This is a genomic window from Streptomyces sp. NPDC006879 (genome assembly GCF_042869595.1).
Taxonomy (GTDB): Bacteria; Actinomycetota; Actinomycetes; order Streptomycetales; family Streptomycetaceae; genus Streptomyces.
Window position 1 is genome coordinate 55,204 of the sequence record NZ_JBIAGC010000035.1, and the last position, 8,993, is coordinate 64,196.

The 8,993-nt window shown below is 69.1% G+C and carries 9 protein-coding genes and 1 pseudogene; 1 reads left to right on the plus strand and 9 read right to left on the minus strand.

Going from position 1 to position 8,993, the window contains the following annotated elements; genetic code table 11:
* The first annotated feature begins 32 nt into the window (after window positions 1–32).
* The gene (locus ACFYMC_RS22660; protein WP_388528223.1) at window positions 33–602 is read left to right on the plus strand and encodes a dienelactone hydrolase family protein; all 570 of its coding nucleotides are present in this window, start codon (window positions 33–35) and stop codon (window positions 600–602) included.
* Between the two features lie 88 nt (window positions 603–690).
* Here ACFYMC_RS22660 and ACFYMC_RS22665 read toward each other — a convergent pair whose 3' ends face one another.
* From ACFYMC_RS22665 to ACFYMC_RS22705, 9 genes and pseudogenes are all read right to left on the minus strand, one after another.
* Entirely contained in the window at window positions 691–1,629 is a 939-nt protein-coding gene (locus ACFYMC_RS22665; protein ID WP_388528243.1) for a zinc metalloprotease, read from the minus strand.
* Window positions 1,630–1,873: 244 nt separating this feature from the next.
* The gene (locus ACFYMC_RS22670; RefSeq protein ID WP_388528225.1) at window positions 1,874–3,553 is read right to left on the minus strand and encodes an alkaline phosphatase D family protein; all 1,680 of its coding nucleotides are present in this window, start codon (window positions 3,551–3,553) and stop codon (window positions 1,874–1,876) included.
* A gap of 109 nt (window positions 3,554–3,662) precedes the next feature.
* Complete coding sequence (locus ACFYMC_RS22675) at window positions 3,663–4,457, minus strand: DsbA family protein (RefSeq protein ID WP_388528227.1); 795 nt, start codon at window positions 4,455–4,457, stop codon at window positions 3,663–3,665.
* A gap of 109 nt (window positions 4,458–4,566) precedes the next feature.
* Entirely contained in the window at window positions 4,567–5,250 is a 684-nt protein-coding gene (locus ACFYMC_RS22680) for a hypothetical protein (RefSeq protein WP_388528245.1), read from the minus strand.
* 175 nt (window positions 5,251–5,425) lie between these two features.
* A pseudogene (locus ACFYMC_RS22685) lies at window positions 5,426–6,439 on the minus strand (DUF2252 family protein); the annotation flags it as partial.
* A gap of 82 nt (window positions 6,440–6,521) precedes the next feature.
* Entirely contained in the window at window positions 6,522–6,749 is a 228-nt protein-coding gene (locus ACFYMC_RS22690) for a hypothetical protein (RefSeq protein ID WP_388528229.1), read from the minus strand.
* Window positions 6,746–6,940: a hypothetical protein gene (locus tag ACFYMC_RS22695; RefSeq protein WP_388528231.1), complete on the minus strand. Its 195-nt coding sequence runs from the start codon at window positions 6,938–6,940 to the stop codon at window positions 6,746–6,748. Before ACFYMC_RS22695 ends, ACFYMC_RS22690 begins: the two co-directional genes overlap by 4 nt.
* A gap of 85 nt (window positions 6,941–7,025) precedes the next feature.
* Complete coding sequence (locus ACFYMC_RS22700; RefSeq protein WP_388528233.1) at window positions 7,026–8,255, minus strand: helix-turn-helix domain-containing protein; 1,230 nt, start codon at window positions 8,253–8,255, stop codon at window positions 7,026–7,028.
* A 438-nt stretch (window positions 8,256–8,693) separates the two neighbouring features.
* Window positions 8,694–8,993: recombinase family protein (locus ACFYMC_RS22705; protein ID WP_388528235.1), on the minus strand; the 300-nt coding region annotated here is incomplete at its 5' end.

The window sequence follows — 8,993 nt, forward strand, 5'->3', positions numbered from 1 at the left end:
GGTGTGCATGCGGGGGCTGGCACGATGGAGCCATGAACATCGTGCTCTTCCATTCGACGTACGGGCTGCGGCCCGCGGTGCGGGATTTCGCCGACCGGCTTGCGGCGGCAGGCCATGAGGTCCACACGCCGGACCTGTTCGAAGGCCGCACCTTCGACTCGTTGGAGGAGGGCATGGCCCATCGTGACGAGCTCGGCCGGGACGAACTGCTCAAGCGGGCGGTGCTGGCGGCTGCGCCCTACTCCGATGCCGGGCTGGTCTACGCCGGTTTCTCCTTCGGAGGCTCGCTCGCCCAGCACCTGGCGCTGGCCGATGAGAAGGCGCGCGGGCTGCTCCTGATCCACGGTACGGCGGACATCGCCGAGGACGCCGCGGTGGACGAGCTCCCCGTCGCGCTGCACATCGCCGACCCCGATCCTTTCGAGACCCAGGACTGGATCAACGCCTGGTACCTGCGGATGCGGCGGACCGGGGCGGAGGTCGAGATCAGTTTCTACCGGGGAGCGGGGCACCTCTACACCGATCCGGGCCTGCCGGACTACGACGAGCAGGCGGCGGAGGCGACCTTCGAGGGCGCGCGGGCCTTCGTCGAGCAGCTCTGACGAGGTTCGGCGTGCTGACGCCGAGAGGGGCACGGCCGGCGTCCGCCGGTCCGTGCCCCTTCCCCGCTCGCGGGTGTGCGTAGGAGCGTCAGGCCCGGTAGGCGGCCCAGTGGTCGTTCATGCGGGCCACCTGGCCCGCGGTGAACTGGTACATGCAGGAGTCGTAGGTGTAGTCCATGAAGTTGTGGATCGGGTCGGAGCCGGGTGCGGTGCAGGTGTCACGGCCGGTCGGGCACTCGAACGCGGCGCTCTGCTCGGCCGGGGTGTCGGCCACGGAGTCGCCGCTGCCGCTGCAGCCGCCCTGGAAGGTGTGGTAGAGCCCCATCCAGTGGCCGACTTCGTGCGTGCCGGTGTCACCCTCGTTGTAGTTGGCGGCGGAGCCGCCGGGCAGTGAGGCGTCGAGGAGGACCACGCCGTCCATGTAGGGGCGCCGGTCGTAGGAGCTGGGGAAGGTGGCCCAGCCGAGTAGGTCGTCAGCCAGGTTGGCCGTGTAGATGTTCAGCGTGCCGGCGCCGCCCTTGTGTAGGGCCTTCTTCATCTTCCGCTCGTTCCCGCCGCCGCTGGAGAGGTTGTACCAGGACGAGTTGTCCGTGTAGTCCGTTCCGGCGAGGGAGAACTGGAAACCGGAGTCCACGTTCCCTGATCCCTGGCCGCCGAAGGCGGAGTTGAGCACCTGCATCTGCTTGCTGATGTCGGTGGAGGTCAGCTTCCCGGTGTTGCCGGAGTGGATGACGTGGAAGTACACCGGGATCGTGGTGGTGGCGGCAGCTGCGCCGAGCCGCTGGGAGCGCTTTGCGGCCTCGGCGAGCTTCTTCTTTAGGTCCGCGTCCATGGCCTTGGCCGTGGCCGCGGTCACCTCGTTGGGCTCGGCGGCGTGTTGCTTGCCGGCGTCGGGGCGGGCGGCGCGGGCGTTGGCCATGGCGGGGGCTTCTGCGCACTGTTCGGCCGGGGTCTTGGCGGCGGCGAGCGTGGTGGGGGCGGAGAGGGGGGTGAGGACCAGGGCTCCAGCCAGGGCGGCCGTACCCATCAGTCGGCGGCGAAGAAGGGGGGATATGCGGGCAAAGGCGCGCACGTGTACTCCTCGCGAACGGTAAGACGGCGGAGGGATTTCCTCACGTTGGCGCGAAGCTTAGGCCGAAGTGACAGGTGCAGGTCAAGACTCTGCGACTGGTTGTCCCTGTGAAGTATTTGCGGCCAGGGGTGAGTTGAGGGGTCCGGAGCATGCCCCGGACCCCTTGATCACCGCAGGAACTTCGCTATTCGGGCGGGGTTCAGAGGACGGGCTGGCGTACCCGTTCCACCTTCTGAGTCCCGCTCAGCGTCCGGTACGAACGGGACCAGCTCGCGGACGAGTCAGCCCGCCGCTTGTCCGCGAGCACGTAGTAGTCCATCTGGGATCGCTCGGCGGTGACGTCCAACACCCCGTAGCCGTGGGAGTCCATGTCCACCCACTTCACATGGCGGTTGGCCGCCTTCACCGCGGTCGCCGCCACCAGCGACAGCGTCCCTGGAGCCACCTTCAGCAGTTCATCGATGTTGTCCGAGGTCACCGAAGTGACCACGAACTCGGTAGCCGCCGACTTCGAGAACGGATAGGTCGCAGCCTTCACCGGAACGTCGTTGGCCCAGGCCATGTGGATGTCGCCGGTCAGAAAGACGGTGTTCTTGACGCCCCGTGAACTGAGGTGTTCCAACAGTTCCTTACGGTCGTCGGTGTAGCCGTCCCACTGGTCCACGTTGGCTGCGATGCCCCCCTGGGGTAGGCCGAGCAACTCGGTCAGCGGTCCCAGCAGGTGTGCCGGCAGGGCCCCGAAGGCCACCGGCGAGACCATCACCGAGGTTCCGACCAGCTTCCACCTGGCCTGGGAGGAGGCGAGTCCGGACTTCAGCCAGTCCAACTGCGCCCGGCCCGTGATGGTGCGCTCCGGATCGTCCACCTTGCCGCTTCCCACCCCCACCTGTTGGGAGCGGAACGAGCGCAGATCCAACAGGTGCAGGTCGGCGAGGTTGCCGAAGCGCAGGCGCCGGTAGACGGTGCCCTCGGTGGAGGTGCGGACCGGCATCCACTCGAAGTAGGCCCGCTTCGCGGCGGCTGCGCGGACCGCGAAGTCTCCTTCGGTCTCGGGGGTGTGGTTCTCCGCGCCGCCCGACCAGGCGTCGTTGGCGATCTCGTGGTCGTCCCAGATCGCGATGACCGGGTGCGCGGCGTGCAGCGCCTGCAGGTCCTCGTCGGTCTTGTAGTGCGCGTGCCGCTGGCGGTAGTCGGCCAACGAGACGGTCTCGTGCCGCGGTTCGTGCGCACGCAGGACGTTCGAGGTCTCGGGGTAACCGCCGGACTGGTACTCGTAGATGTAGTCCCCGAGGTGCAACACCGCGTCGAGGTCGCCCCGGGTGGCGAGGTGACGGTAGGCCGCGAAGTAGCCGGCCTCCCAGTTGGCGCAGGACACCACGCCGAAGCGGACCCCGGGCGTGTTCGCTTCGTGCGCGGGAGTGGTGCGGGTGCGGCCCACCGGGGAGGTGACGCCGCCGGCGGTGAAACGGAACCAGTAGGCGGTGGACGGCCGGAGCCCTCGGACGTCGGCCTTGACCGTGTGATCGGAGTCAGCGCGGGCCGTGGTGCTACCTCGTGCGGCGGTCCGGGTGAAGGCCCTGTCCTCGGCCACCTCCCAGGTGACCTCGGTGTCGGGGCCGTTGCCCGAACCGGGAGTGGACTCGGCGGTGGGGGTGACGCGGGTCCACAGCAGGATGCCGTCGGGCAGCGGGTCTCCGGAGGCGACCCCGTGGCGGAAGACCGGGAACGCGGTGGAGCCCGAAGCCGCCGAGTTGCCTTCGGCGGCGGCCGGGGACGCCAGGAGCGGGGCGGCGAGGGGGGTGAGTGCGGCGCTGGCGGCAGCGGCCATGACGACCGTGCGGCGACGCGGCTTGGCAGGAGTGGGGAGTTGACTGGTCACGGGTGGTCAGATTACTGACCGGTACGACAAACGGGTGAGCGTAGTTCGAAAATGTCGCTCACCCGTTGCCGAGTAGCTGCCGGGACGTCAGCCCCGGCGCCGAGTCGTATCAGCCCTTGAGGGCTGCGTCAATCGCCGCTGTGAAGGTGGCCGCGTCCTGCGGGATCTCGATCTTCTTGCCGTCCATCTTCAGCGTGGGCGTTCCGGTGACCCCGCTCTTGTCGAAGGTCTTGGACATCTCCAGTGCCCACCGGTCGTAGGTCCCGTCCTCCACGGCCTTCTTGAACTCGGCGTTGCCCTTGAGCGCGTCGACCTCATCAGCGATCTTCAGCAGGTAGGAGTCCTCGGCGAACTTGTCCTTCGACTCCTCGGGGTGGTTCTCCTTGGAGTAGAGGGCCGCCTTGAACTCCAAGAACGCCTCCGGGCTGACGTTGAGAGCCGCACCCAGCGCGCTCAGCGCGTTCTTCGACCCCTCGCCGTTAGCGGCGTTGTCGATGAAGGTCGCGCCGACGTACTTCACCTTGTACTTGCCGCTGTCGACGTCCTTCTTTATCTGCTCACCGATCGCCTGCTCGAAGGTGGCGCAGACCGGGCAGCGCGAGTCCTCGTAAAGCTCCAGGGTCTTCTTCGCGGTCGACTTGCCGATCACGACCTCGGTGCCGTTGGCCCCGGAGGTGTTCTTCGGCTTGACCAGATCGGCATCCTTCGCCTGCTCCCAGGCGGTCGGCTTGTTGGCCTGCATGACCCCGTAGCCGATGCCGCCCGCCAGGGCGAGCACGCCGACGACGGAACCGGCCACGACGAGCTGGCGGCGGACCTTGGCACGCTTCGCCTGACGTTCGCGCTCCGCGCGCAGCCGCTCGCGGGCGGCAGCCTTGTTGGCCATGCTGTTGCGCTTGCTCATGAGGTGTCTCCGGGTGTGGTGCGAGGACGCTCGTGGGCCCCCGCGTCGCGTGGACTGTCGGATGGGTGTTGCCGTACCGAAGGGCGTCGCCCGGGCTCGGCGCGAGCCCTCAGGCGCCGATCAGCGTCGAAAGCGGTGGTCCACGCCGCCCGACCGAGTGCACCAGCACAGCGGCCGGCGCTCGCACACCCCGGCGCTGCGCGGGCACCGGCTGTCGGAACACCGGCCGCAGGGCCCCAGCGGCAGTCACCGCGAGCAGCAAGGGGCGGAAGGCCAGGGCGCCCGCCGCGCCCAGCAACTGGCGAAGGGCCCGCTCGCCGCGACGAAGCCACGCGGCGGCCAGCAACCCCACCGCCAGGTGGGCGGCCAACAGTAGCCACGGGGTGGAGGGGCCCGGCTCGGCCAGCAGCCGCACCGGGTCACCAGCGGCCGACCCGACGTGGGCCAGTGGCCCGCCGACCGCGCCACCGCACAGCAGGTCCAGCCCGACGGCGCGAAGCGGCCCGGCCACCGGCCCGCCGGCGGGGCCGTAACAGACGTGCTGGCCGCTGGTGAAGACGGTGTCGGCGAAGAGCTCCAGCGGGATCAGCAGTGCCGCGATCCGCCCGTAGCCGCGCTCCTGCCCGGCCAGGGCGTACGCCAGGAGGAACACGCCCGCGAACAGCCCCGCGACCACGGCCACGGGTAGCGGCACCTGCGAGAGCAGGACGTGGGAGGCAGCCGAGAGCAGCACGACGAGCGCGCTGAAGAGCGCGGCCCGTACGGCCCGGAGCGGGCCACCTGCGATGTCCATCGCGGCTGAGTTTGCCATGCCTTCCTGTGGGGCCGGCCCCTGGGGCCAGGTGCCCCGCAGGGCCGGCCCCAGCCCCCGCCTGCTGAACTGCCGGGACCGCCCGCTCCCGGGAGCGGCACCGTCGTTTCGGGGCGGGCCCGGGAGCCGGCAGGTGGGGAGCCGCGCAGGCGGGCCCTCAGCCGCCGAGCCGGCCGTTGCGGAACAGGTCCACGAACAGTTGGTGATCGGCACGGGCCCGTGTCCCGTAGGCGTGCGCGAAATCGACCAGCAGTTCCCCGAACCCCTCCTCGTCGGCGGCGATCGCAGCGTCGATCGCCCGCTCGGTGGAGAACGGGACCAAGGAGTGGCCGGACTCGTCCTCGTCGGCCGCCGCGTGCATGGCCGCGGTCGCCCGTCCCAGATCCGCCACCACCTCGGCGATCTCCCGGGGGTCGTCCAGGTCGGACCAGTCCAGGTCCACCGCGTAGGGGGACACTTCGGCCACCAGCTGACCGGCGCCGTCCAACTCGGTCCAGCCCAGCCAGGGGTCGGCATGTGCCTGGAGGGCCCGCTGCGAGATCACCGTGCGGTGACCCTCGTGCTGGAAGTACTCGCGCACCGCCCGGTCAGTGACGTGCCGGGACACCGCGGGGGTCTGCGCCTGCTTGAGGTAGATCACGACGTCGTTCTCCAGGGCGTCGCTCTGCCCCTCCAACAGGATGTTGTACGAGGGAAGGCCGGCCGAGCCGATGCCCACCCCGCGACGTCCCACCACGTCCTTGACCCGGTAGGAGTCGGGGCGCACCAGGCTGGACTCCGGCAGCGTCTCCAGGTAGCCGTCGAAGGCGGCCAACACCTTGTACCGGGTTGCGGCGTCCAACTCCACGGCGCCGTCACCGGAGCTGAAACGCCGCTCGTACTCCCTGATCTCCGTCATGGAGTCCAACAGTGCGAATCGGGTGCGCGAGCGCGCCACGCGCAGGGCGCCCAGCAGCGGCCCCTGCGCGGTGTCCAGGGTGAAGGAACCCAACTCCTCGTCCTTCTCCGCGGTGGCCAGGGCGTGGATGCGCTCGCGGTAGCTGGCCGCGTAGATCCGGACGAGTTCGGAGATCTGTTCGTCGCTGAGGGCCTTGGTGTAGCCGATCAGCGCCAGGGAGGCCACCAGTCGCTTGAGGTCCCAGGTGAAGGGGCCCACGTAGGCCTCGTCAAACTTTTCATGCAGACGTTGGAACCCCCCAGCGTCGGCAGCCAGGGGGTTCCAGTGCGTAGCTACGGCTACGGCCGTCCGTGGATCATTCGCCTACGCGCTCCACAAGAGCCACGTCCTCATACCGGCGGGCGAACGTGGGATGCCCCGTGCGGCCCGTGTGGGACATGCAGGCCACGTCTACGGCTGCCACGTCGGCTGAGGGTGCGGCAACCCAGCCACAGTCAGCGGCAAGGCACTGCGCGGAGACTGTGACCTCCCCGGCGGGGTGGCTGATGATGCGGTGGACGGCGTACCGCAGAACGGTGCTCACGCTGCCTCCTCGGACTGTGCGCAGTCCGTGTGCCGGTACACGATCACGGGCGGACCCTCGCGTCGTCCCAGCAACCCCCGGCGGACGGGAGCAAGGGACTTGATCGGCTTCATGCAGGCGGGACACCGCTCGCCCTTCGGCGCGTAGGTGGTGTACTCCCACTTGCTTGCGTCAGTGTCGGTCTTGGTCATGACTGCGCCCCTCGGTCGAGTTCGAAGGACCCTAGGGGGCACAGGAGTTGGCAAGGGGGACGGACTGTCCCCCTACCCGTACGGGCTATGCGGCCACGCCGACCGACTCAGCCAGCGCCACAGCCTCACCCTTGAGCGGCCCGGACGCCGACCGGGCGAGCGACGCGGCGAGACCACGCGCCATCGGCACATACCGCACAGCTTCCGGGCTCACTCTGTGCGCGTGTCCGAGGTAGTGCACCGCTGCCGCTGTCTCCCGCTTCTGAGCGTGTCCGGCGGCAATGTCCAGCAGCAGGCGGGAACGGCGCTCAAGGGATGCGATGCCCTCGGGGGCGATGTCCTCAGCGCGCCGGAGCGCTTCCCCCGGAGTCAGCAGCCCCACGCCGACACTCACGCCGTGAATCGCTACGTTGGACGCGTCGAACGCTGACGGGGTATGCGTGTATCCGGCGGGCAGGCGGGACGCCGTACGGGCGGCCTCAGTCAAGTACCGGTCAGCGTCCCCGGACCGCCCGTCCAGACCGCACGACACCGCCGCTTGCAGGTTCAACGCCCCGTAGACGGCGAGGAGTTCGGGACCACCCTCCTCCAGAGCGCCACGCAGCAGCGCCATACCCGCCTCGTCCGTCTGCACAGCCTCGTACGCGTAGCCTGCCGCACGCTGCCCAATGGCCGTAGACCACGCGGCAAGGGCCAGCGTCACCGGCTCGTCTGCCTCCTCGCTGTGAGCACGGCCACGGTCCAGCGCAAGCCAGTACAGCTCTGGCTCACAGATGTGAGCGAGCAGCCGCTGGACGAGCCGGTACAGGTCCGCTGTCGCAGCGTGAGCCGCCCGACGCTCCGCCCCGTCGTGAGCCCTCACGCAGGCATGGGCGTCACGGATGAGATCCGGCAGCAGCGCGCCAACCTCCGTCCGCTGGTGCGTACTGGCGTGCCAGAGCCGCCAGGCGCCGTCTACGCGGCCTTTCAGGGCCTCGGCAGACACGGTGCCCACGGTCGGCGTGCCGGCGAACGAGACGCCGTGCAGCGCCTTCCTGATCTCGGGTACACACGCGTGCGACAGCTTGCCGACAGCATCCGCAGGAATGGTCAAGTCTGAGCCCGTGAGCGTTGCAACGTCGGGCACGTGAAGCACGTTGGCCAGCCGCACAAGAAGCGTGATTGACCGTAGGTCACGGTCCCCGTTTTCGATCTTCTTCAACCAGTCCGACGAGCGACCCACCAGTCCGGCCAGCACGGGGCGACTCAGCCCCCGGCGCTCCCGAAGGATGCGGACACGTTCCCCGGTCGTCAGCTCTGCGGGCAGGTCAGTCATGGTCGCGCTCCCTGGACGGTGGCAACTGCCTTATTCCCCGCAGCGTACGCCCGGAAGCACACCCGCGCAGCAGGGTTCAGGGCGGCTGTCAAGGTGACCACGCAGCGCGTGAACGGGCAGGTTAGATGGTCCGTCAGTGACCCCGAAACCCGTACACGGGCGGAGCAGCCATCACGTTCCGGTCCCTGATCTCTGCGCTAAGGGGGCACTCCCCACCCCTTAACTGCATCGTTCTCACCCCCATTTGAGATCGTTCCCGCAGGTCAGCGGCAGATGGGGGGCTGAAAACGGCATCACACCCAGGGTGCGTACGTCGTGCTGTTGCCAGGGTCGCCGGAAGGGGTTTCGCCTGAACTTTGATCAAGCCCCGCCCCTACCACCCGGACATACGAAAGACCGCCTGCCAGCACGGGCAGACGGCCCTTCAGGTCGAGTCGGTCACTCCGTGTCGGCAAGCGCCCGGTACAGCGTCGCGCGGGACACCCCAAGAGCCTTGGCGACGGCCGTGACACTCTCACCCTTCGCCTTCCGGGCCTTGGCCGCAGCAAGCTTGTCCGCGTCCATCACAGCCGGACGACCACCCACGCGCCCCTGAGCGCGGGCAGCGTCCAGACCGGCGCGGGTGCGGTCCTTGATCAGACTCCGCTCAAACTCCGCCATGGCGCCCACCACCTGAAGCATCAGCCGCCCGTCCGGCGTGTTCGGGTCAATGCTCGCCAGCGCACCCGTCAGCACCTT